The 24,171-nt window shown below is 67.8% G+C and carries 13 protein-coding genes; 6 read left to right on the forward strand and 7 right to left on the reverse strand.

Annotated elements, in window-relative coordinates; translation table 11 throughout:
- Positions 1-35: 35 nt before the first annotated feature.
- The 7 genes from BM244_RS15870 to BM244_RS15900 form a co-directional block, all read right to left on the reverse strand.
- Positions 36-2,027 carry an alpha-L-fucosidase gene (locus tag BM244_RS15870; RefSeq protein WP_093399875.1) on the reverse strand — a complete coding sequence of 664 codons (1,992 nt, stop codon included), beginning with the start codon at positions 2,025-2,027 and terminating at the stop codon, positions 36-38.
- Complete coding sequence (locus BM244_RS15875) at positions 2,024-4,336, reverse strand: GH92 family glycosyl hydrolase (protein ID WP_093399877.1); 2,313 nt, start codon at positions 4,334-4,336, stop codon at positions 2,024-2,026. The genes BM244_RS15870 and BM244_RS15875 overlap by 4 nt, the downstream gene beginning before the upstream one ends.
- On the reverse strand, positions 4,333-5,766 hold the full coding sequence (locus BM244_RS15880; protein WP_093399879.1) for a glycoside hydrolase family 125 protein: 1,434 nt from the start codon (positions 5,764-5,766) through the stop codon (positions 4,333-4,335). The genes BM244_RS15875 and BM244_RS15880 overlap by 4 nt, the downstream gene beginning before the upstream one ends.
- A complete protein-coding gene (locus BM244_RS15885) occupies positions 5,763-8,348 on the reverse strand; it encodes a glycoside hydrolase family 3 C-terminal domain-containing protein (protein WP_093399881.1) in 2,586 nt (861 codons plus the stop codon). Before BM244_RS15885 ends, BM244_RS15880 begins: the two co-directional genes overlap by 4 nt.
- A 98-nt stretch (positions 8,349-8,446) precedes the next feature.
- Entirely contained in the window at positions 8,447-11,056 is a 2,610-nt protein-coding gene (locus BM244_RS15890) for a beta-mannosidase (protein ID WP_093399882.1), read from the reverse strand.
- Positions 11,056-13,344 (reverse strand): beta-N-acetylhexosaminidase, encoded by a 2,289-nt coding sequence (locus tag BM244_RS15895; RefSeq protein ID WP_093399883.1) that lies wholly within the window; start codon positions 13,342-13,344, stop codon positions 11,056-11,058. The genes BM244_RS15890 and BM244_RS15895 overlap by 1 nt, the downstream gene beginning before the upstream one ends.
- The gene (locus BM244_RS15900) at positions 13,341-15,515 is read right to left on the reverse strand and encodes a glycoside hydrolase family 2 protein (RefSeq protein WP_093399884.1); all 2,175 of its coding nucleotides are present in this window, start codon (positions 15,513-15,515) and stop codon (positions 13,341-13,343) included. Before BM244_RS15900 ends, BM244_RS15895 begins: the two co-directional genes overlap by 4 nt.
- A gap of 476 nt (positions 15,516-15,991) precedes the next feature.
- Between BM244_RS15900 and BM244_RS15905 the strand changes: the two genes are divergently transcribed.
- From BM244_RS15905 to nagE, 6 genes are all read left to right on the forward strand, one after another.
- On the forward strand, positions 15,992-16,759 hold the full coding sequence (locus BM244_RS15905; protein ID WP_093399885.1) for a copper homeostasis protein CutC: 768 nt from the start codon (positions 15,992-15,994) through the stop codon (positions 16,757-16,759).
- 87 nt (positions 16,760-16,846) lie between these two features.
- Positions 16,847-17,584: a GntR family transcriptional regulator gene (locus tag BM244_RS15910; protein WP_093399886.1), complete on the forward strand. Its 738-nt coding sequence runs from the start codon at positions 16,847-16,849 to the stop codon at positions 17,582-17,584.
- 82 nt (positions 17,585-17,666) lie between these two features.
- Entirely contained in the window at positions 17,667-18,674 is a 1,008-nt protein-coding gene (locus BM244_RS15915) for an SIS domain-containing protein (protein ID WP_093399887.1), read from the forward strand.
- Positions 18,671-19,822, forward strand: a complete 1,152-nt coding sequence (nagA, locus tag BM244_RS15920) for an N-acetylglucosamine-6-phosphate deacetylase (protein ID WP_093399888.1) — start codon at positions 18,671-18,673, stop codon at positions 19,820-19,822. Before BM244_RS15915 ends, nagA begins: the two co-directional genes overlap by 4 nt.
- Positions 19,823-19,826: 4 nt before the next feature.
- Complete coding sequence (gene ptsP / locus BM244_RS15925) at positions 19,827-22,406, forward strand: phosphoenolpyruvate--protein phosphotransferase (protein WP_093399889.1); 2,580 nt, start codon at positions 19,827-19,829, stop codon at positions 22,404-22,406.
- Complete coding sequence (gene nagE, locus BM244_RS15930; RefSeq protein WP_093399890.1) at positions 22,403-24,124, forward strand: N-acetylglucosamine-specific PTS transporter subunit IIBC; 1,722 nt, start codon at positions 22,403-22,405, stop codon at positions 24,122-24,124. Before ptsP ends, nagE begins: the two co-directional genes overlap by 4 nt.
- The last annotated feature ends 47 nt before the right edge of the window (positions 24,125-24,171 follow it).

Consider the following 24,171-nt stretch of genomic DNA (forward strand, 5'->3'; position numbering starts at 1 on the left):
CCTCCCCCTGGCGGGGGAGGATCGAGATCGAGAGCTTACGGCCGGAACGCGCCGATGCCGGCAATCGCCATCTTTGGCTGGGCGGTCGCGACGGTGGTGAAACCGAGCATCAGATATCGCCCCTGCCGAGCCTTCGCGAAGGTGATCCGCTGCGTCGCCCGGGCATAGGCGATGTTGCCGAACTCGCCCTCGCCCGCCGGCGTCCAGGTCCTGCCGTCCTCGCTCGTCTCGACGCGGTAGCGCCCCGGCGGGCCGGCATCGGGCAGCGCCAGGCGGGTCGGCGTCAGGCTGAACCCAGCGACGTTCTCCGCCTTACCCATGTCGATCATCAGCATCACGATGCTCGTCGGGGTCGGCGCGGGCGTCGTCCAGACGGTGGCAAGGTCGTCGTCGAGCACCGCTTCCGCGCCGGGCAATCCGGGCTTCACCACACCCGCCAGCGATGTCTCGCCCGCGAAATCGGGCTTGCCCGCCTTCATCGCCAGAGTGTGTTGGATCGCGCTGACGATCGTCCACCCGGTCTTCGCAATGATCTTGTTGCCCGTCGCCTGCGATGCCGCGATCGCGACCGGCGCGACGCTCAGGAACAGCGACAGCTCGGTGATCGCCGGGCACGCGGGCGCCTCGACGATGCGCAGCCGCACGCGCCGTGCGGTCACCGGCTCGGGCAGTCTAATGATCCGCTGCGCGCCAATGCACTCGTGCATCGCAACCTCGCGCCACGCGCCCTTCGCATCCGCCACGTCGATCGCGAACTTCGTCACGCGTACGCCGAGGTCGAGCGCCTCGCGGATCCGGATCAGGTCGAACCGGCGCCCCGGCGGCAGGTCGAGCACCAGCGATGGCGTCTTCACCGCATCGGGCGTGCTCCAATAGGTGTCGCGATTGCCGTCGAGCACGTTGGCCGGCGCGAACCGGCTCCCGCGCGATGGGCCGCTCGCCACCGCGCCCTTCGCCAGATCGGTCTTGAAGCTCGCCCGCAACGCATCGCCGAACGACTTCAGCGACGCGAGATCGGGCTCCGCGATCAGCCCGCGGCGATCGGGCGGCAGGTTGAGCATCATGTTGGTGCCGCGCCCGACCGACTCGTCGTGGAACTGCATCAGCCGCTGCGGCGACTTCACCTGAAGGTCCTCGTCGGCATGATAGAACCAGCCGGGACGGATCGACGTGTTGGTCTCCGCCGGCCACCATAAAGGCGCCCCGCGCACGCCCGAATTGCCCTCGGACTGGACATAGGGATGGTTCGGCATCGTCGGCCAGCAGGGGTCGCCCGCGTGACCGTCCTCGTTGCCGACCCAGCGGATATCCGCACCAAGCGGATCGAAGGTGCACGCCATCGGCTGCAATTTGTGAACCAGCGCGATGATCGACGGCCAGTTATAATATTTCGGCGCATCGATCTTCCGCGCCTCGCGCGCGCCGCCATAATAGCCATCGCCGCCGTTCGCGCCGTCGAACCACACTTCGAACAGCTCGCCGTAATTGGTGCAGAGATCGGTCAGCTGCGCGCGAAAATACTCGACGTACGACGGCTTCCCGTAGTCGGCACGGTTGCGATCCCACGGCGACAGATACAGCCCGTAGGAAATCCCGCCGCGCCGGCACGCGTCGCCCAGTTCGCGGACGATGTCGCCCTTGCCGCCCTTGTAGGGACTGTTGCGGATGCAATGCTCGGTGAGTTTGGTCGGCCAGAGGCAGAAGCCGTCATGATGCTTGGCGGTGAGGACGAGCCCAGTCAGGCCCGCGCTTTTCGCCGCCGCGACGATCTGGTCGGGATCGAACGCGGTCGGGTCGAACAGCTTCGGATCTTCGTCGCCATAGCCCCATTCCTTGTCGGTCCAGGTGTTCAGCGTGAAGTGGACGAAGCCGTAGCGCTCGCGTTTGTGCCACGCGAGCTGGCGGACGCTCGGCGTTGCGCCCCAGGGGGCGGGTGCACCCACCGGAGCGGCGGCGTTCGCTCGGCCTGCCGCGGCGGTAGCGAGCGTACCGGCGATCAACGCGCGGCGGTTCATATCCAAGGTCATCGCGAAACTCCGGTTGTTGCTGGCGGCCGGTCGGCGAGCGCGCGGCCAAAATCACGGTTGGGCTTGTCGCCCATCTCGAACACGAGCCGCCCGCCGCGAACGATATCGGCATGCGCGATCCAGCTCTTGGTCCACGACCGACCGTTCCACGTCACCGACTGGACATACGGCCGGTCGGCCGCATTGCCGCGCGCCTCGACGACCAGCGTCCTGCCGCCCCCGACGCGCATCTCGGCCCGGTCGAACAGCGGCGAGCCTAGCACATAGTTCGCGCTAACCGGATCGACGGGGTACAGCCCGAGCGCACTCAGCACGAACCACGCGCTCATCTGCCCGCAATCGTCGTTGCCGATGATGCCGTCGGGATCGTCCTTGTACATCTCGGTCAGCAGCCGGCGGACCATCGCCTGCGTCTTCCAGGCGGCTCCGCAGTACGCATACATATACGCGACATGATGGCTCGGCTCGTTGCCGTGCGCGTACTGCCCGACCAGCCCGGAGATGTCGGGCGGCGCGTCCTCCGGCAGGATCGACGGCGCGTTGAACAGGCCGTCGAGCTTGGCCTCGAACTGCGCATCGCCGCCCATCGCCGAGATCAGGCCGTAGACGTCGTGCTGGTTGAGGAACGTCGCCTGCCAGCCATTGCTCTCGGTATAATCGCGCCACTTGCTCGAATGACCGAGCGCGATCGGATCGTACGGCGTGGTCCACGTCCCGTTCGCGAGCTTCGGCCGCGCGAACCCGATCGACGCATCGAACACGTTGCGCCAATTGCCACTCCGCTTGCGCAACCGCGCCGCATCGGCACTCGCGCCCGCAGCATCCGCCAGATGCGCCGAGGCGTAATCGTCATACGCGTATTCAAGCGTGCGCGAGACCGACTCGAACACCGTGTCGGCGGGGATGTAGCCCATCGTGTCGTACGGCTTGATCCCGAGGCTGTTGTCGAGGTTCGGCATCGCGAAATCGAACGAGCGGCGTCGCACGTTCGGCCACGCCGCGGCATAGTTCGCGGGCACGCCCTTCGCACGCGCCTCGGCCATCACCGACACCGAGTGCCAGCCGATCATGCAGCCCGTCTCGACACCCTGCAACGGCCAGACCGGTGGACCATAAGGGCTCTGCTGCGTCTGCCGGATCAGGTCGCCGACGAGTTCCGCGGTGCGCTCCGGCTCGATCAACGTGAGCAGCGGATGCAGCGCGCGATACGTGTCCCACATCGAATAGGTACTGTACGCGCGGTCCTTGCCGGTCACCGTGTGTACCTGCCGGTCGAGCCCGACATAGCGTCCGTCGACATCGGAAAACAGCGTCGGCGCAAGCTGTGCGTGGTACAGCGCACTCGCCATAATCGTGCGCTGCGCGGGCGTGCCCCCCTCGACGCTGACCGCGGCAAGCGCAGGCGCCCAAAGCTTGGTCGCCTCGGCACGGTAGCGGTCGAAATCCCAATGCCGCGCTTCGGCGGCGAGGTTCGCGCGTGCGCCGGCCACATCGACCGCGGAGATGCCGGTGCGGATCACGATCGGCGCGGCACCCGCGTCGTCGTAGTGCAACACGGCCTTGACGCGCTTGCCCGCGACGCCCTTCGCGTCCGCTGGCTGCGCGACGTCGCCATCGCCGTAGAACACGATCCGGTCGGGTTTCCGCGAAAGCTGCATCGCGAAGTGGATCCGCCGCCCCTTCGCCCAACGGAACACGCGCCGGCTGCCGGTCAGCATGCCGGTCGCATCGAGGTTCAGCGAGGCATCGTCGATCAGCACCCCCTTGTCGGTCTTGTCGAGCACCAGGTGCGACAGGTTGACGAGGATATGCCCCGCGCCCGCCGGGAAGACATGCCGCTGGATGCCGGTCCGCTCGGTCGCGGTCAGTTCCGCGCGGACGCCCGACTCCAGCGTCACGCGGTAATATCCCGGCTCGGCGTGTTCGGCGGAAAAGCGCTGGCGATACCCCGCATCGGGATCGGCGAGCGTCCCCGGCGTCAGCTGCACCGGCCCCCGGTTCGGCACCACCAGCACATCGAGCATATCGCCGATCCCGGTGCCCGACAGGTGCGTATGGCTGAACCCCATGATCGACGTATCGGTGCGGTGATAGCCCGAGCACGCATCCCACCGCTCGACGTCGGTATCGGGGCTGAGCTGCACCATCCCGAACGGCAACGTCGCACCCGGATAGGTGTGGCCGTGGCCGCCGGTGCCGACGAACAGATCGGGTGCAGTCTGCTGCCCGCGGGGCGTGGCGGCAAACGTCGCGCGCGCGGTCAGCGCAAGCGCACCGCTACCGGCGAGGAGCATACGGCGGGAGATCATGTTCGGACTCCTAGAAGGGCAGGACGTTTGGCGGCGATGTCGACGATCAGTTCGCCGAACAGCCCGTTCGCCCAGGCGAACCACGACCGCGTGAATTTCGCCCCATCGTCCTGGTTGAAGGATTCATGCATGAACCCGGTGCCGCCATGCGTCGCCTTCAGCGCGGCCAGCGACCGCGCGACGGTCGCGTCGTCGCCCGTTTCGAGCGCGTTCAGCGCGTGCATCACGATCGACATCGGCCAGATCTCGCGCAGGCCGGTATGCGGACTGCCGATCCCCTCCGCCGCCTTGCCGGTGAAGAAATACGCGTTGTCCTTGCTCCACGCCCGCGCCGCGGTGCGCCGCCAGAGCGGATCGTCGGCCTTCACCGCACCGAGATAGGCGAGCCCCGAGAGGCTCGGTACGTTGGCGTCGTCCATGAAGATCGCGTTGCCATAGCCGTCGACCTCATACGCCCAGACCGGCTGACCGTCCGGCCCCTTAGTCAGCCCATGCAGCCGCAACGCCGCCTCGATCTCGTCCGCCAGCGCAGACGCATCCGCCGCCAGCGCCGCGTCGGGCCGTGCGCGCGTCGCGAGTTCCGCCAACTGGCGCAGCGCGCGGACCGCAAAGATGTTCGACGGGATGAGGAACGGGAGCACGCACGCATCGTCGGAAGGCCGGAAGCCGCAATGGATCAGTCCGACAGGCCGCGACGGCGGACCATAGCCGTCGAGCGCCATGCTTTCCCCGACGATCGGCGACGACCGGCGGAAGCGATACGGCCCCGGCCCGTCCTTGCGCTGCTGCTCGCGAAACGTCCGGATCGACGCGCGCGCCCCGTCCGCCCACAGCGCATCGAACGGCGCGGTATCGCCGGTCGCCTGCCAATAGGCGTGCGCGATCCACATCGGGTAGCAGAGCGAATCCACCTCCCATTTGCGCTCGCCGACGCCCGGCTTCATCACCGTATCGTCGTCCAGCGACCAGCTCAGATTGGTCTTCGCCGACGGATCGTGCATGAACGCGTTGGCGTACGGATCGATCAGGATGCACCGCGCCTGCCGCGCGATCAGCCCGCGAAACAGCGTCCGCAACGCCGGGTCGCGCTTCGCCAGCGGCAAATACGGATGGACCTGCGCCGAGCTGTCGCGCAGCCACATGCAGTCGATGTCGCCAGTGATGACGAACGCATCGGGCTTGCCGTCGACCGTGCCCATGAACACCGTCGTGTCGAGTGTGTTCGGGTAGCAATTGCCGAACATCCAGGCGAGTTCGGGATCGCCGATCTTCGCCGACACGCGCGCGATCTCCGCCTCGACCGCGCGGCTGGTATAGCGGCGATCGCCAAGCTTCGGGCGCTTGCTGACGAACGGCGGTGCGGCCGCCCGCAGCGGTCCCGCGAGCCCGAGTGCCGCAGCACCCGCGATAAGCATCCGGCGATCGATCATTTCGGCAAATCCTGCGTTCCCGTCACGGTGAAGACGGTATCGACACCCGGCCCGTCGCCGGGCTGGCCGCCACCGATATGCAGCCGGTATTCGCCCGGTACGACACGGCGCGTTCCCGCCGCATCGACGCTGCTCATGCCGCGAGGATCGATCGTAAAGGCCACGCGTGCCGTCTGCCCCGGCTTCACTGTCTGGCGCCTGAACCCGACGAGCTGACGCTGGAGGACGGGATCGTTGAAGCGCGGCTTCACCGTCGGCTCGGGCGGCACGAGATACGCCTGCACAACCTCGTCGCCGGCGACCTTGCCGGTATTGCGCACCGGCACCTCGACCGAGACGCTCTCCCCCGCCGTAATCGTGGTGCGCGCGAGCTTCGGCGCGGCATAAGCGAACTGCGTATAGCTAAGCCCGTGCCCAAAGCCCCACAGCGGCGTGCCGGTGAAGTAGCGATAGGTCCGCTCGCGCATGTTGTAGTCGATGAAAGCGGGCAGATCGCGCGTCTTCGCGTAGAACGTCACCGGCAGTCGCCCGCCCGGATTGCTCTTGCCAACCAGCGTATCGGCGATCGCCTGCCCGCCAGCCTGCCCCGGATACCAGCCGACCAGGATCGCGTCGGCATGCGCCTTCGCCCAGGTCATCGCGACCGCGCTGCCGGTCATCAGCACGACGACCAGCGGCTTGCCGGTCGCCTTGGCCGCTTTGAGCAACCGCACCTGCGCGGAGGGAAGCCCGATATCGGTCCGATCGCCGCCCGAGAATCCGGCCACCTCGATCTGCAACGCCTCGCCCTCGACCGCGGGCGACAGCCCGACGAACGCGACGATCGCATCCGCATCCTTGGCGGCCGCAACCGCCTCTGCGACCTGCGCATCGGCCGGCGCGGTCCAGGTCAGCCGCAGCCCCTGGTCCTCGCCGCTATGCGCAAGCTCGACGCGGATCGCGTGTGTGCCCGCGGCCAGCGTTACCGCCGCCTCGACATTCTTGCCGCTGCCGTCGTCGTCGGCGACCGGCTTCCCGTCGATCCATAACCGCGCAGGATCATGCCCCTTGCAGTCGAAACAGCGCGGCACGTCGAGCCGGAACACATAGTCGCCCGCCGCCGGCGTGGTGATCGTGCCGGTCCAGCGCACCGAGAACGCGGCCGGATCAATCCCCGGCGCGGGCGCGGTGCGGTCCCAGTCGAAGTCGATCAGCCGGTCGGCGCGTGCCACCGACGTGCCCGTGAAATCCGTCGCCCGGAAGTACTCGCCGCGCAGCGACAGCGCAGTGTCGGGCACCGGCACGGGCACGCCCTCGGCGATGCTCGACCCTTGAGCATACCGCACGCCCGCGAACGATGTGCGCAGCGCCGCCAGCGGCGTGATCGGCGCCGCGGCCGTACCGTGATAATTCGCCTCGAGCACGTCGACGCTGTCGGCATTCGGCCCGATCACCGCGATCTTCGCCGATGGTTTCAGCGGCAGCACGCCGTTGTTCTGGACCAGCACCATCGCCTTCCGCGCCGCCTCCAGCGCCAGCGCGCGGTGCGCAGGCGTGTCGAACTCGGTCGGCTTGATCCTGTCCCAAGGGCTCGTCGTCCCGAACGCCCCGCCGAGCATCCGCCGCACCGCGAACGTCCGCGTCAGGCTCGTGTCGAGCGTCGCCTCGGGCACCAGCCCCCGCCGCACCGCGTCGCCGAGCGCCGCGTAGGTCTTCCCGCAGTTGAAATCCATGCCAGCGGAAATCGCCGCGGCCGATCCGCTCGCAGTATCGGGCCGATAATAATGGTAGTTCGAGATATTCCCGACCGCATCGCAGTCGGACACGATCAGCCCCTTGAAGCCCCATTGCTTCCGCACCGTCTCGGTCAGCAACGGCTCCGACGCGCACACCGGTACGCCGTGGATCGCATTGTACGCACACATCGTCGACAGCGCCTTGCCCTCGGTCAGCGCAAGCCGGAACGCTGGCAGGAACGTCGCCTCGCGGTCGTGCGGCGAGATATCGACGTCGAACCCGTCGCGCCCCGCCTCGGGTCCGCTGTGCGCGGCGAGGTGCTTGGGCGTGGCGATGACCTTCGGATGCGCGAGGTCGGGCCCTTGCAACCCGCCGATGAAGGCGACGCCGAGCCGCCCCGTCAGGTACGGGTCCTCGCCATAGGTCTCCTGCCCACGACCCCAGCGCGGATCGCGGAAGATGTTGATGTTGGGCGACCAGATCGTCAGCCCCTGGTAGCGTTCGCGGTTACCCGCCGGCAGCGCGTTCGACTTCGCGCGCGCCTCGGTCGAGACCACGTCGCCGACGCGCCTGAGCAGCGCCTCGTCCCACGTCGCGGCGAGCCCGATCGCCTGCGGAAACACCGTCGCCACGCCGTTGCGTGCGAGCCCGTGCAGCCCCTCGTTCCAGTAATCGTACGCGGGCAAATTCAGCCGCGGGATTGCCGGCGCGACGCTCTGCAACTGTGCCGCCTTCTCGTCGAGCGTCATGCTCCGCACCGCCGGATCGACCGTCTGCGCAAGCGCCGACGACGCGAGCAACAGGCCGGGCACGAAGGCGAGCCGGGCAAGCTTGGTCGAGAGGCGCCCCCTCCCCCCATCCGTCATCCTGGGCTCGACCCAGGATCCAGAGCCACGAGCGGCGGTGTCCGTAACTCTGGATCCCAGCATTCGCTGGGATGACGGCGGGGTGGCGTAGTCGCGCATCACGACTTCACCGCCGCGACACCGGCCAGAGTGCGGATCGACAGCGCACGCCGCAGCGCCGCAGCCGACGCCTTCGAAGCAACAGTCACCGTAACACTCTCCCCCGGCAACAGATCGAACGCATTGTCCGATGGCGTCGCCTCGACCTTGCCAAAATCGAGCCACACTGCGCGCGCCAGCTTGGTGGCGGTCAGCGTCAGTCGATCGCCGTCCCACGTCGCGGCGAGTTCCGGATCGGGTAGCGTCATCGTCTTGGGCGCCGCCGACACCAGCACGCGCGACGTCACGCGGTCGTCCACCAGCAACTCAGCCACCGCAATCGTCCGCGCCGGATCACCACCCGCGAACAGCGCCGCATCGGGCAGCGTCGCCACCGCCGTCGCGGACAAGGGCGCCAACGTCGCAGCCTCCTCGCGCGTCGCGACGACCTTGCCGTCGACATCGAGCGTTCGCACGCGCCACTTCGCCTCGGTCGGCACCGTCGCGTCGGAGATCAGGCTTACCTTGGTCGCGCCGTCCTTATGCTCGGCGGCAATCGCGAGCGGCGCATAGAAATGCCGAGCGCGGAATTGCAGCGCCTTCCAACGGCCGTAATAATCGATGCTGGCCCATGACGCGCCCGGCCAGACGTCGTTGATCTGCCAGAACAGCGACCCCATCGTCACCGGCCGGCACGCGCGGTGGTGCAGCGCGGCGAGTTCGATCCCCTCGGCCTGCATCACCTGGCTCAGATACACGAACTCGGCGAAGTCGCGCGGCTCGCGATATTTCTCGCGGATGTAGAACAGCAGCCGGTCGTTGCCCTCGCCCTTGAGGAACTTCTGGTGCGCCTTCATCACCGGCGAGGTCGGCGAGAAGTCGGCGCCGGTCGCAAACGTCCGGATCGTCTTCATCTCGGGCATCGATTGCAGGCCGTATTCGGACATGAACCGCGGGCAGCTGTCGAGATACGCCTCGACCGGCTTCTTGCCGCCCCACACGTCCCAGTAATGCCGGTCGCCATCGCCATCGATGTCGGGCTTGTCCTCGTAATTGCTGCTCGGCGAACCCGGCCAATAGACCGCGTCGGGATCGCGGCGTTCGGCGGCATCGCGCAGCACGCGGTCGAAGATCACCGCCATGCCGACGCCGATCCGCTCCTGCTCGTCCGCGCCGACCGCCTTCTTGTAGGCGATCCGGTCGGACCAGTTGGCCCAGCCGCTGAGCACTTCGTTATTGCCCGACCACAGCACGATCGAGGGATGCGCCTGGAGCCGGTCGACCTGTTCCTCCGCCTCGATGCGGACGGTCTCGCGGAAATCGCGGTCGGGCGGCGTGACGGCGCCGCCGAACATGAAGTCCTGCCACACCATCAGGCCCATCTGATCGGCAAGGTCGTAGAACGCGTCGTCGAGATAATAGCCGCCACCCCACACGCGGATCATGTTCATGTTGGCATCGCGCGCGCCGGCCATGACGGTGCGGATCTGGCTCTCGGGAACGCGCGCCGGGAACATGTCGAACGGGATCAGGTTCGCGCCCTTGGCGAACACCGGGATGCCGTTGACGACGAACGCGAAGCCCCGCCCCTGCGCGTCCTTGTCGCGCCGCAGTTCGACGGTGCGCAGGCCGGTGCGGCGCTGCGCGGTGTCGATCGTCGTGGTTCCGTCGGTCAGCGTCGCCTTCACGGTGTAAAGCCGCTGCGCACCATAGCCCGCGGGGAACCAGCGCTGCGGGTTGGCGACGCTCACCGGCACCGCAACGTGGCTCGCGCCCGCGGCGACGGTGACGGTCCGCGCCGCCTGCGTCACGCGACCGTCTGGCCCCGTGACCGCGACCTGCACAGTAACCGGCCGCTCCTGGCCCGCCACCACGTCGAGTTCGGCCGAAAGCCGCGCTTCGGACTTGGTCAGCCCTTCCTGCGTAACCCGAAACGCCTCGATCCGCGCGTCGTCCCACGCCTCGATCCGCGCCGGGCGCCAAATGCCCTGCGTGACGATCCGCGGGCCCCAGTCCCAGCCATACTGGTATTTCGGCTTGCGGATATAGGGCGAGGTCTGCTTGCCCATCGGCTCGTCGCCATAGATCGAATCATATTCGCCCGGCAGCGGGTTCTTCGCCCTCAGCACAATCGGCTGCAACGTCCGGATCGGCGATCGGAACGTGACGAGCAACTCGTTCGCACCCGGCTTCAGCACAGCCTTGACCGGCACGCGCCAGCGCCGATGAGCATTGTCCGCCGCGAGCAGCTTGGTCCCGTTCAGCCGCACCTCGGCGAAGGTATCCAAGCCGTCGAACACCAGGTCGATATGATCGCGCGCCAGCAGTTCGGGCGTCGCGCGCACGACGGTGTGATATTGCCAGTCGGTCAGACCAACCCACTGGATCTTCGCCTCGTTCAGGCCCTTGTACGGATCGGGGACGATCTTCGCCGCCATCAGGTCGGTCTGCGCGCTGCCCGGCACGGTCGCGCGCAGCCAGCGTGCCGCCTTCGGATGCGCCTTGGCCGCTGCGGTATCAGCGGGATCGATCCGCATCGACCAGCCCTTGTCGAGCACGACGCTCGTGCGCGGTGCGGCCAGCGCGGGGGTCGCGGCGCTCGCGAGCAGGAGAAGTGCAGCCCAACGCATCAGTTCGTCTCCGTCAGCTGCATCGATTCGACCGCGTAGATCGGCGACTCGAGCGACTGGGTAAATTGCAGGCAAAGGTCGGCGTCACCCTTCCCCTCGGGAAGCTTGCCACTGAACGCCATGCGGTTGGGGCTCGTCGCCGGGTCGGGCAGCGGGAAGGTCGCGACGATCGTCCCCTTGCAGCCGCCCGCGCGCACGACGAGTTCGCCGTATGTGGTCACCGCATACTGCGGCACCAGCTTGCTCGCATCGTGCGCCAGCCCGTAATGCCGGGCGAGCCGCGCGACATCGACGCTGAAGCCGCGTGCCACGTCGAGCGGCGCGGCCGGATACATCGTGCACCCGTCGAAGATATTGATGTTGTACACCGGCGCCAGCGCGGTCGCCTCCGCGGTCAGCGGTACGCGCAGGTTGAGCGAGCCGCCCGGACACGCGACCATCTCCGAATTCGACCGACGCAACAGCGCGGCACGGCTCGTCTCGAACAGTCGCGGTACCGCGGTCGGGCGCCCGTCGCTGGTGAAGGCGGCGGCGCGAACGACGACACCCGGCTTGAGCGACAGCGGCGACGCATAGGCCTTCGACCGCGCGGTCGGTTCCTTGCCATCGAGCGTGTAGCGGATCGTACCATAGCCCGCCTGCGTCGCCAGCGTGACCGGCACCTTGCGCGCCCGGAGCGCATCGCCGCGCGTGCCCTGCACCGCGAAATCGACCGCGAACGCGCTGTCCGCCGCCGCGATCCCTGCGCGCGCATACCGCCCCATCTGCGGCTCCAGCCGCGCGACGAAGTTCGCATAATCCTGCGTGGTCTTCGGCGACCATGTCCGTTCGGCCAGTGCCGACAATCGCGGGAACGTCGCGTGCTGCAGCTGTTCGGGCGTCACGAAATATTCGCTGAACGCGTTGATCTGCGCGCCCAGCACATGCTGCGCCTTGTCGGCCGCAAGCCCCTTCGGCTCGGGTTCGTACTTATAGAGATCGGCGAGCGTGACGATCGCATCGCCGCCCGAGATCCGCCCCGCCGGCTCGTCGCTCCGATTGCTCTGCAGGCTGTCGAGATACAGCGTCGGCGCAGGGCTGAGCACGACGTCATGGCCCTGGTTCGCGGCCTCGACCGCACCCTTCTCGCCACGCCACGACATCACCGACGCCGACGGCGGCAGACCGCCCTCCAGGATCTCGTCCCAGCCGATCAGGCGTCGGCCGTGCTTGGCCAGATACTCGCCGAGCTGGTCGATCATCCAGCTCTGCATCTGCATCTCGGTCTTCAGCCCGAGCGCCTTCATCTTGGCCTGCACCGCGGGCGACCGCTCCCACTGATCCTTCACCGCCTCGTCACCGCCGAGATGGATGAACTGCGACGGGAACACGTCCATCAGTTCGTCGAGGACATGCTTGATGAAGGTCATGCTGCGATCCTCCGGGCTAAACAGCCACGGGTTCACGCCCCAGTCGTGGCTGACGGCGGGACGATCGCCGAGCACGCCGACCTCCGCCGGATACGACGCGACCGCCGCCTGCGCATGGCCCGGTAGATCGATCTCCGGGACCACCGTGATCGCGCGGTCCTTGGCATAGGCGACCAGCGCCTTCAGCTCGGCCTGCGTGTAGAAACCGCCCACTTTCGGCCCCGGCGCACCACCGCTCGACGGCGGCGTCCGCCACGCGCCGATGCGCGTAAGGTCGGGATAGCGCTTGATCTCCATCCGCCAGCCCTGATCGTCGGTCAGGTGGAGATGCAGCACGTTCATCTTCTGCGCGGCGAGCTGGTCGACCATCGCGTACAGCGCCGGAATCGGCACGAAATGCCGCGCCGGATCGATCAGCAGGCCCCGCCATTTGAAGCGCGGTGCATCGCGGATCGTCATCGCCGCCAGCGTGACCGGCTTGCCGACCGCCGTATCCGGGCTGAGCAACTGCGCCAGCGTCATCGCGCCGTGGACGAGCCCCGCATCGCCGCTCGCCGCGATCGTCACGCCGGTCGTGGCGACGGTCAGCACATACGCTTCGTCCCCCGCAACGCCTGCATCCCGCACGAACCGGATCGGCCCAGCGCGCGCGTCACCTGCAAGCGTCAGCCCGCGAACCACCTTCACCTGCTGCACCAGCAACCGCGCCGCGATTTTCGCGCCCGCATCCCCGGCGACGATCCCCGCACCATCGGCGATCGTCAGCGTTCCCGCCCGCGTCTCGATCGATGCCGGCATCGGGATCAGCTTCGGCTCCTCGGCCAGCACGGCGGTGGACGTCATCAGCAGCGCAAGTGCGAGCGGGCGGAAACGGATCATGAAGGAGCCTTCGGCAATTGCGCAGGATCTGGCGGATAGGCGGCCGACCCCGCCTTGAGCGGTTCATAGACGCGGACGACGCCGCCAGCCCGCGCGCCCTCCGCGGTCAAGATGTCGACCGTCACCGTGACCGGCGACAGACGACCGGGCCACGACGCGGAAACCTTCGCCGTAGCACCCGGTGCAATGACCGGCAGCGCCGCCTCGCCCTCGCCGAGCAGCACGCGGTCGCCGCCCATCGCGCGCCAGTGAAGGCGTGCACCGATCAGCGGATAGGACGGCAACGCGTCTTTCGCGGCGCCGGCGATGGTGGCGGTGAAGCCGGTCGGGACCTCCCCCGCCATCGTCAGGTCGACCGTCGCGGAGACCGCGCGGTTAGCCGCCTCCCATGCGAAATAGCTCGGGCGACGCTGGCGATCGGCATCGACCAGCCCGTGATCGACATAGCCGTCCGCGAGCCCCGCGAAGAGGTTCTTGTTCGAGCGGTAATCGGCATAGCTCCAGAAGATCGCGCCGCCGACCCAGGGCCGGGTCGCGAACGCCGCGAGCTGGTCCTTCAGGTTTTCGGTACGCGCGACGTCTGCGCTCGCAGAATCGTGCGAGAACGGTCCCGGCCAGCCGAATTCGGAGATCACCAGCATCCGGTCGGGATACGCCTTGTCGAACGCGTCGAGCCACGGCCCGACTTTGTCCGCGGCGCCGCTCCAGGTCCCGAAATAGGCGTTGGCCATCACGAAGTCCGCCTCGACCAGGGCGGGCACGCGTACGGCACGCTCCGCGATCTGCGAATCCGCAAACGTCACGAACCGGCCCGGATCGATCGCGTTGATATACGCCTTCATCGCCTTGACGAACGCGAGCCCCTGCGGCGTCGCAGCCTCGCTCTCGTTCATGACGCTCCACGCGAGCACGCTCGGATGATTGCCGCTCTCCGCGATCATCTCGGCCATCATCGCCTTGGCACGCACCAGCAGCCGGGGATCGCCCAGCTGTGCCGCAGTCATCTGCCAGATCGGGATTTCGGGGATCAGCAACATCCCCGCGCGATCGGCGGCGTCGAATACGCTCTGCGGCTGCGGATAATGTACCGGCCGCGTCAGCGTCACGTGCAGCGCGTTCAGATCGCGCATGTCGTGGAGGATCGTGCCGCGCGTTTCGGCGGCACCTTCCCACGGCGAATCCTCGTGCCGCGTCACCCCGGTCAGCCGCACCGCGACACCGTTGACGTAGAGTTTCCGGTCACGGAGCGCGAGCGTGCGCAGCCCGACGGTGTCCTCGCGCCGGTCGAGCACCACGCCCTTCTCGTCGCGCATTTCGGCGACGATCCGGTAGAGCTTCCCCGCGCCGATCTGCCACAGTTGCGGCTTCGCGATCGTCAGCTCAGCGACGGGCGTCGCCGCCGATGACGCCGCAACCGTCACGCCCCTGGAAGCGCGCGCGACCTCGCGGCCACCCGGATCGATCGCGATCGTCGTCAGCGCGTAAGTATGCGGCTTGGCATCGATATTCTCGATCGCGATACCGCTCGTGATCGTGGCGCTTTCGGCCCGCAGAACCTGCCGGATACGCTGGCGCCGGATCAGCCCGCCCTCGGCGATCCGCAGCGACACGTCGCGCGTGATCCCGCCGCTGTGCCACCAATCGTACCAGACGTTCCCCGAGCCGGCGAGGCGCATCGCATAGCCCGGAATCGTCGCGAACCCCGGCCGGTCGTCGGCGGACACCACGATCCGGTTCGCGCCCGGCTTCAACACCCGCGAAACGTCGATATCGAACGCGGTATGCCCGCCCTCATGAGTCCCGACGAGCGTCCCGTTCACCCAGACCCGCGCCGCGTAGAACACAGCGTCGAAATGCAGCTCGAGATGCTTTCCGACGATCGCCTCGGGCACCACGAGCGTCCGCGCGTACCAGCCGACGCCCTCGGAGCCTGCGCCGCGCGACAACGGCCAGCTATGCGGAACGGCGACGCTCTCCGCGCCCGGCGGATCGGCCTTCAGCCACGCCGGGTCGGCCAGCGCATCCTTTGCGAGCCAGAAGCTCCACCCCGCATCGAGGTCGAGATGCTCCGCTACGGCAGGCGACGCGATCAGCATTATCACAGACGCGGCAAGCGCCACACTTGCGTGCCCGATCCACCGCAACGCTGTCGTGACATATTCCGATATCATGCGTGCTGTCGTGCTTCCGTCAAACGAGGAAAGGCGCGCGTGCCCGATGCGCCCGTGAGGTCGCAGTCGCAGAGTGTTTGCCCGAGAATTCACTGTCAGAGCCCCCTACCCGTCGACACACGGCAGCGTCAGTCCCTCGACGTGGAGCGTATCCATGTGAAGGGCGCCAAGCCTTTGGTATTAGTTTGGTGGTATTTTTACAGGCTTGGTAGTGAGTATTTATAACCAATCCAGACTGGGAATCCATCGGAAATTAGTATTTCACGAAGAGCGCCATCGCCTGGGCGGACACGGCGAATTAGATAGCAAATACAACGCTCTAGTGAGAGCATTGCACCAAAACCCATGAAACTTCGGCGTCAAGGGACCGTGGCGCACCGGTACCATTTCTTGCCCGACGATCGCCGTTTTCCCATTGAACCCGGTAATTCGATCCGCCACACGAAATATAATTACGACCAATCGAAAGCAGTCGAATGACCTTGGAGATCTGCGTAGACGATATCGCAGGCGTCGACGCGGCGATCTCTGGTGGTGCGGACCGTCTCGAACTCTGTTCCGCCCTGGCCTTGGGCGGGCTGACGCCGGCACCGTCGCTCATGGCCGCAGCGCGAACGGCACCGGTCCCGGTCCATATGCTCATCCGGCCGCGCGAGGGCGGCTTCCGATATACGGCACGCGAGGCGGCGATGATCGCCGACGATATTACCGCCGCCGCCGAGGCAGGGCTTGCAGGCGTCGTGATCGGTGCGTCCGCGGCCGACGGCACCCTCGATACGACCCTGCTCGCCCGTCTTGTCGAACATGCCCGCACTCTTGGCGTCGCACGGCAGCTACCGATAGCGTTGACCCTGCACCGGGCTTTCGATCTCTGCCCGGACCTGCCCACGGCACTGGATACCGCGATCGCACTCGGCTTCGACCGCGTGCTGACATCGGGCGGCAAACCGAAAGCCGCGGAAGGATTGCCGGTGCTCGCAGCGCTCCACGATCGCGCAGCCGGGCGCATCGTCGTCATGGCCGGCAGCGGCATCGACGCGAACAACGCGCCCGACTTTCTCCGGGTCGGTCTACGCGAGCTCCACGCGTCCTGCGGCACCGTGGCGTGCGCGATCGACCAGGTCGGCGGCGACGCACGGGAGCGCGAATTCGGTTTCGCCGCCCCCGATCGCCGGGTTACCGACGCCGGCCGAGTCCATGCCCTCAAGACCGTTCTCGACCAGTTCGATCGGCAATCCGCTTGAACAATACCAATACATAACGTATCCCATCACTCGCTGCCGGTTCGGATCGCGTGCATTTCCGTACCGGCACCATCGAAAGTCGCGTTCATGTCCTTTTCAACGAGCATTGGCAGGTTCCGGGAAGGCAATCCCGCGCCCTTGTACGTCCAGCTCCAGCAGCTGATCCGCGACGCCATCAACCGCAATGTGCTGGCGAAGGACGACGCGCTACCGGCCGAACGTGATCTCGCCATCGAATACGACGTGTCGCGCATCACCGTCCGGAAAGCGATCGGCGGCCTGGTCGAAGAGGGGCTTCTGACCCGTCGTCGCGGCGCGGGCACGTTTGTCGCCACGCGTGTCGAAAAGAGCTTCTCGAAGCTGTCGTCCTTTTCGGAGGACATGCAGTCGCGCGGCCGCACGCCTAGCAGCGCATGGGTCAGCCGTACGATCGGCATGGTGACGCCTGAAGAGTCGCTGTCGCTCGGCCTGTCGCCGGGCTCGGCGGTGTACCGGTTCCAGCGCATCCGCTACGCCGACGATACGCCGATGGCGCTCGAATACTCGACGATCGCGGGATACTGCCTGCCGACGATCGATGCCGTCCAGGACTCCTTGTACGAAGCGCTCGAGGCGGCGGGCAACCGTCCTGTCCGCGCGCTGCAACGCCTGCGCGCGGTCCATTTCAGCCCGGAGCATGCCAAGATGCTCGGCGTCGATGCGGGCCATGCTGGCCTGTTCATCGAACGCCGCGGCTTCCTGCGCGACGGGCGGGCCGCCGAATTCACCCAATCCTATTACCGTGGCGACGCGTACGATCTCGTCGCCGAACTCAACGATATCTGACGTCGGCGCACGGGCGCCGGCCGGGGGGCTTACCGTGACCGAGACTATCGATACCGCGACCACTGGGGCGTCGCCGACGCTGATGTACCGCGAAGCCGCCGAAGCCGCCGACGCAGTAGCGCGGCTCCTCGCCGCCAACGGCGAGGCGCTGACCGCACTCGGTGAGCGCCTGCGCGCCGCACCGCCCGCGGTCGTCGTGACGTGCGCGCGCGGATCGTCGGATCATGCCGCGACTTATGGCAAATACCTGATCGAGACGCTGCTCGGCGTACCGGTCGCCTCCGCCGCGCCGTCGGTATCGTCGGTCTATGCCGCACCGATGGCGCCGGGCACCGCGCTGGTGATCGCGGTGTCTCAGAGCGGCCGGAGCCCCGATCTGCTTTCTACCGTGTCGGCGTATCAGGCGGCTGGCGCGCATGTCGTCGCGTTCGTCAACGACGAGACCTCGCCGCTCGCCGAGATGGCCGACACGATGATCGCGCTGAAGGCTGGGCCGGAGCGCTCGGTCGCGGCCACGAAATCCTATATCTGCGCACTCGCGGCGTTCGCGGCACTGACGGCGGCCTGGTCGCAGAATGACGCGCTTGCCGAGGCGATCGACACGCTCCCCGACATGCTGACGCTCGCGTTCGGCGCGAACTGGACGTCGGTGGTCGACGCGCTTGCCGACGCCAACAACCTGTTCGTGATCGGTCGCGGCTATGGCTACGGCATCGCGCAGGAAGCGGCGTTGAAGCTCAAGGAAACCTGCGCGCTTCATGCCGAGGCGTTCAGCGCCGCCGAAGTCCGCCACGGGCCGATGGCGATCGTCAATGACGGCTTTCCGGTGATCGCGTTCGCCACCTCCGACACCGCCGGCGACGGCGTGCGCGACGCCGCAGCCGAGTTTGCCGCACGCGGCGCCCGCGTATGCCTCGCCGATGCGAAGGCGAACGGCGACACCGCCCCCGCCGCCTACACCGCACATCCGGCGATCGAGCCGATCCTTATGATCCAGAGCTTCTACCGCATGGCCAATGCTCTCTCGCTGCGTCGTGGGCTCAATCCCGACGCACCGCTGCACCTGAGCAAGGTGACGAAGACGGTATGAGCGATTCCCAGTTTCATGTCGTCAACGGCATCGTGGTCACCCGCGACGGTCTGCTGAACGGCGCGACGATCCGCGTCGTCGGTGACCGGATCGCCTTGATAACCCCGCTCGAGCGTATCGCGTCGGAGGCCATCGACCTCGGCGGCGGCTGGCTCCTGCCCGGCTTTATCGACACGCAGGTCAATGGCGGCGGCGGCGTGCTGCTCAACGACCAGCCGACCGTCGAGGGCATCGCCGCGATCGGCGCTGCGCACGCGCCCTACGGCACGACGGCGTTCATGCCGACGCTGATCAGCGATACGCCCGACGTCATCGAGGCGACGCTCGACGCGATGGACGCCGCGATCGAGAGGGGCGTGCCCGGCGTGGTCGGTGCGCATATCGAAGGCCCGTGGATCAACCCGTCGCGCAAGGGCATCCACGATCCCGCCAAATTCCGGCTGCTCGACGATGCGATGATCGAATTGCTGGTCCGGCCGCGCAAGGGCCGCGTGATGGTGACGCTCGCCCCCGAGCTGACCGATGCGGCCTCGATCGCGCGGCTGGTCGCCGGCGGCGTGATCGTCAGCGCGGGTCACACCGATGCGGACTATGAAACGATTATCGAAGCGGTCGGCGCGGGCCTCAGCGGCATCACGCATCTGTTCAACGCGATGTCGCCACTGCTGCACCGCGCGCCCGGCGTGGTCGGCGCCGCACTAGATGATCGTAGCGTCTATTGCGGGCTGATCGCCGACGGTCTCCACGTCCACGACGCCGCGCTTCGACTCGCGCGCAACGCACGTCCGAACGACCGGCTGATGCTGGTCAGCGACGCGATGCCGTCGGTCGGTGCGGTCGACAAGGATTTCCGCCTGCAAGGACGGCTGATCCATGTCGAGGACGGCAAGTGCTTCGGCGAGGACGGGACGCTCGCCGGCTCCGATCTCGACATGGCCGGCGCGGTCCGCAACTTCGTCGCGCGCACGCAGGCCGACGTGCCTGCCGCGGCGGCGATGGCGGCGACCAATCCCGCCGCCTTCCTCGGCCTGTCGCACGAACGCGGTGCGCTCGCGCCCGGACTGCGCGCCGACTGGGTCGTGCTCACCGCCGACCTGAGGCCCGCGGGCACCTGGATCGGCGGCCAACTGATCGCGGGCAGGACATAACGCCATGAAGCCTATCGTCCTGACGTCGCCCCTCCAGGGCTGGGCATCGCCACTCGAGGCGGTCCCCGACCCGGTCTTCGCCGAACGGATGATGGGCGACGGGATCGCCGTCGATCCGACCGGCGACTGCCTCCACGCGCCGTGCGACGCCGTCGTGCTCAGCGTCCATGCCAGCAGCCACGCGATCACGCTGCGCACGCCCGAGGGCGCCGAGATCCTGATGCATATCGGGCTCGACACCGTGGCGCTCGGCGGACGCGGGTTCACGCCGTGCGTGACCGAGGGCGCCACTGTGCAACGCCTCGATCCGCTGATCCGCTTCGACCTCGACCTGCTGGTCTGCGAGGCGCGCGCGGTCATCACGCCGGTGATCGTCACCAACCCCGAGCGCTTTACCATCGTCGGCCGCGAGACCGGCAAGCTCGTCGGTGTCGGCGAGGTGATCATGACGCTCGAACCCCGCGACGCCGCCGACGTGGCGGTGGTCGAGGGTGACACGATCTGCCGCACGATCGTCGTGCCGCTGGTCCATGGCATCCACGCGCGGCCGGCGGCCCGGATCGGCGAGATCGCGCGCAAATTCGTGTCCGACGTGAAGATCATCAAGGATGAGCGAGAGGGCAACGTCCGCAGCCTGGTCGCGCTGATGGCGATCGGCGTGAAGCTCGGCGACGAGATCACGCTCGCCGCCACCGGCCCAGACGCCGCCGACGCGCTCGCCGCGATCGGCGACCTGATCCTTAGTGGCATGGGCGAGAAGGCCCCCGCTCCCGCAGCTACATCGGAGTTCCCCCGCGAAGGCGGGGGCCCAGGAGCCAAGAACGATGGCGCTGCTGGGTCCTGGGCCCCCGCCTCCGCGGGGGAACAAGCAGCTGCTCAAACGCGAGTCGCGACGCTCCCCGCCGACGGCCGCCTGCCCGGCGTAACCGCGTCCCCCGGCATCGCGATCGGCCAGGCAGGACTCTTCCGCCTCGCCGAGATCACCGTGACCCGCGAAGGTGCAGGCGCAACCGCCGAACGCGCCGCGCTTGACGCCGCGCTTGGCTTGGTCGCGGCCCGCCTCTCCAACAAATCGGCCACCGCGACCGGTGCCGAACGCGCGATCCTGTCCGCACATGCAGCACTGCTCGACGACCCGACGCTGACCGACGCCGCGCACGCCGCGATCGCCCAAGGCGACAGTGCCGCCTACGCCTGGCGCGCCGCGATCCGCACGCAGGCCGCCGCACTCCATGCTACCGGCGATTCGCGCCTCGCCGAGCGCGCCGACGACATGCTCGATCTCGAACGCCAAGTGCTCCGCGCGCTCGCCGGCGAAGACCTCGACGAACGCCTGAGCTTCCCGCCCGGCACGATCCTGCTCGCCGACGACCTGCTCCCCTCGCATCTGCTCGGCCTCGACACCGCGTCCATCGTCGGCTTCTGCGTCGAGCGCGGCGGGCCGACCTCGCACGTCGCGATCCTCGCCGCGACGATGGGCCTGCCCGCCCTGGTCGCCGTCGGCCCCGCCCTCGCCGAGATCGCCGCGGGCACGCCACTGATCCTCGACGCCGGCGCAGGCTTGCTCCACGTCGCACCGGACGCCGAAACGCAGGCGACCGCACAAACCGCGTTCGACGCGCAGACCGAACGCCGCCGCGCCGCGCTCGCCAACGCCGCGCAGGAATGCCGCACGCAGGACGGCGTCCGGATCGAAGCCTTCGCCAATCTCGGCTCGGCCGACGACGCCGAAGCCGCGGTCCGCAACGGCGCCGAAGGCTGTGGCCTCCTCCGCACCGAATTTTTGTTCCTCGAACGCGACAGCGCGCCCAGCGTCGAGGAACAGACCGCCGATTACCAGCGCATCGCCGACACGCTCGACGGTCGCCCGTTGATCGTCCGCCTGCTCGACATCGGCGGCGACAAGCCCGCGCCCTATTTGCCGATTGCAGCGGAAGAAAATCCCGCACTCGGGTTGCGCGGCATCCGCGTCGGGCTCGCGCATCCCGAGATGCTGGACGCGCAGCTGCGCGCGATTCTCGCGGTCCGCCCCGCCGGCCAGTGCCGCATCATGGTCCCGATGATCGCGAGCCTCGCCGAGTTGCGTGCCGTACGCGCCGCGCTCGACGCCGCAGCCGCCGCGACCGGCCACACCGATCCGATCGCGCTCGGCATCATGATCGAGACGCCCGCCGCCGCAGTCACCGCCGACCTGCTCGCCAGCGAAGCCGATTTCCTCTCGATCGGCACCAACGACCTGACGCAATACGCGCTCGCGATGGACCGCGGCAATCCGGCGGTCGCGAGCGATCTCGACGGGCTTCACCCCGCGGTGCTCCGCCTGATCGCGCGGACCTGCGAGGGCGGCGCGGTCCACGGCAAATGGACCGGCGTGTGTGGGGGCCTCGCGTCCGACCCGCTCGCGGTACCGATTCTGATCGGGCTCGGCGTCACCGAACTCTCGTCCGCGCCCGCGCTCGTGCCCGAAATCAAGGCGCTGGTTGCCACGCTCACGATCGACGCCTGCCGCGCGCATGCCGCAGCCGCTATGAACTGTATCTCAGCCGCGGACGTGCGAACGCTCGCCCGGGAGTTCCGCCCATGAAGTCCGTGCTCGAAGCTCTCCAGCCGCTCGGCCGCGCGCTGATGCTGCCCATCGCCGTGCTCCCCGTCGCCGGCCTTCTGCTGCGCCTCGGCCAACCCGACATGCTCGACATCGCGGTGCTCAGCGCCGCCGGCGACGCGATCTTCTCGCACCTCGGCCTATTGTTCGCGATTGGCGTCGCCACCGGTTTCGCGCGCGACGGCAACGGCGCCGCGTGTCTTGCGGGCGTGGTCTGCTACCTCGTGACGACGCAGGGCGCACAGGCGCTCATGACCGTCCCCGCCGACGCACTCAAGGGACTGACCGGCGACACGATCGCACTCGCCACCGCCGCCTGGAAAGCCAAGGCGATCGCCCGGCTCGACGTCCCGATCGGCATCCTCTCGGGGCTGATCGGCGGCAGTTTCTACAACCGCTTCTCCGCCATCGCGTTGCCCGAATACCTCGCCTTCTTCGGTGGACGCCGGTTCGTGCCGATCGTCAGCGGCGTCGCGGGCCTCGTACTCGGCATCATCGTCGGCCTCGGCTTCGGCGCGCTGAGCACGGGCATCGACGGCCTGAGCTACGGGATCAGCGGCGCCGGCGGGTTCGGCCTGTTCGCGTTCGGGTTGCTCAACCGCCTGCTGCTCGTCACCGGGCTGCATCACCTGCTCAACAACATCGTCTGGTTCGTCGCCGGTGACTATCACGGCACGACGGGCGATCTGCGGCGCTTTTTCGCAGGCGATCCCAACGCCGGCGCCTTCATGGCCGGGTTCTTCCCGGTTATGATGTTTGGCCTGCCCGCCGCCTGCCTCGCGATGTACCACGCCGCGCTGCCCGAACGCCGCAAAGCGGTCGGCGGCATGCTGCTCAGCCTCGCGCTCACCTCGGCGCTGACCGGCGTGACCGAGCCGATCGAGTTCAGCTTCATGTTCCTCGCACCCGTGCTCTATGCGATCCATGCAGTACTCACCGGCGTATCGATGGCGCTGATGAACGCGCTGGGCGTAAAGCTCGGATTCGGCTTCTCGGCCGGGCTGTTCGACTACGTGCTGAACTACGGCAAGGCGACCAAGCCGTTGCTGCTGCTCCCCGTCGGCCTCGCCTATGCAGCGATCTACTACGTGCTATTCCGCACCGTCATCGAACGCCTCGACCTCCCCACGCCGGGCCGCGAGCGCGACGCGCCGGTCGCTGCGGCAATCGTTGCCAAGAGCGAACGCGGCGCCGCGTTTGCGGAGGCGCTCGGTGGCGCGTCCAACCTCACCAGCGTCGGCGCCTGCACGACTCGGCTACGGCTGATCGTCGTCGACCAGAAGCGTATCGACGAAGCCCGACTGAAGGCGCTCGGCGCGCGTGGCTTGATCCGCCCGTCCGCCAACGCGCTCCAGATCGTGCTCGGACCGATTGCGGATTCGGTCGCCGTCGAGATCCGGGACGCGATCGCGGCACCGACCGACTCGGCAAGCCCGGTTTTGCAATCGGTGGAGCCGGGCCCAACCGCAAAGATGGACGTCCGGCTGACTCCCGCAACGGTCGCCGCGCTTGGCGGCACCGACAATGTGGAGACCGCGAGCCAGCACGGCACGCGCCTGCGCATCCGCCTGAAGGACGTCGACCGCGCGTCTACACCCGCACTCGAGGCTCTGGGCATCCATGCGATCGCCCGCCCCGCACCCGGCCTGCTCCATCTGCTGCTGGCTGGAGATGCCGACGCCGCGATCATCGCCGGCTGATCGAACAACGGTATTATTGGAAGGAATTGCGAGGCTTGCAGGATCAC

The organism is Sphingomonas sp. OK281 (genome assembly GCF_900115295.1).
GTDB lineage: Bacteria > Pseudomonadota > Alphaproteobacteria > Sphingomonadales > Sphingomonadaceae > Sphingomonas.

Coding starts and splice junctions, on each gene's coding strand:
- BM244_RS15875 (WP_093399877.1), bottom strand. CDS start 4,336: ATGATCTCCCGCCGTATGCTCCTCGCCGGTAGCGGTGCGCTTGCGCTG.
- BM244_RS15885 (WP_093399881.1), bottom strand. CDS start 8,348: ATGACGGATGGGGGGAGGGGGCGCCTCTCGACCAAGCTTGCCCGGCTC.
- BM244_RS15880 (WP_093399879.1), bottom strand. CDS start 5,766: ATGATCGATCGCCGGATGCTTATCGCGGGTGCTGCGGCACTCGGGCTC.
- BM244_RS15870 (WP_093399875.1), bottom strand. CDS start 2,027: ATGACCTTGGATATGAACCGCCGCGCGTTGATCGCCGGTACGCTCGCT.
- ptsP (WP_093399889.1), top strand. CDS start 19,827: ATGAAGCCTATCGTCCTGACGTCGCCCCTCCAGGGCTGGGCATCGCCA.
- BM244_RS15890 (WP_093399882.1), bottom strand. CDS start 11,056: ATGCGTTGGGCTGCACTTCTCCTGCTCGCGAGCGCCGCGACCCCCGCG.
- nagE (WP_093399890.1), top strand. CDS start 22,403: ATGAAGTCCGTGCTCGAAGCTCTCCAGCCGCTCGGCCGCGCGCTGATG.
- BM244_RS15905 (WP_093399885.1), top strand. CDS start 15,992: ATGACCTTGGAGATCTGCGTAGACGATATCGCAGGCGTCGACGCGGCG.
- BM244_RS15910 (WP_093399886.1), top strand. CDS start 16,847: ATGTCCTTTTCAACGAGCATTGGCAGGTTCCGGGAAGGCAATCCCGCG.
- nagA (WP_093399888.1), top strand. CDS start 18,671: ATGAGCGATTCCCAGTTTCATGTCGTCAACGGCATCGTGGTCACCCGC.
- BM244_RS15895 (WP_093399883.1), bottom strand. CDS start 13,344: ATGATCCGTTTCCGCCCGCTCGCACTTGCGCTGCTGATGACGTCCACC.
- BM244_RS15900 (WP_093399884.1), bottom strand. CDS start 15,515: ATGATATCGGAATATGTCACGACAGCGTTGCGGTGGATCGGGCACGCA.
- BM244_RS15915 (WP_093399887.1), top strand. CDS start 17,667: ATGTACCGCGAAGCCGCCGAAGCCGCCGACGCAGTAGCGCGGCTCCTC.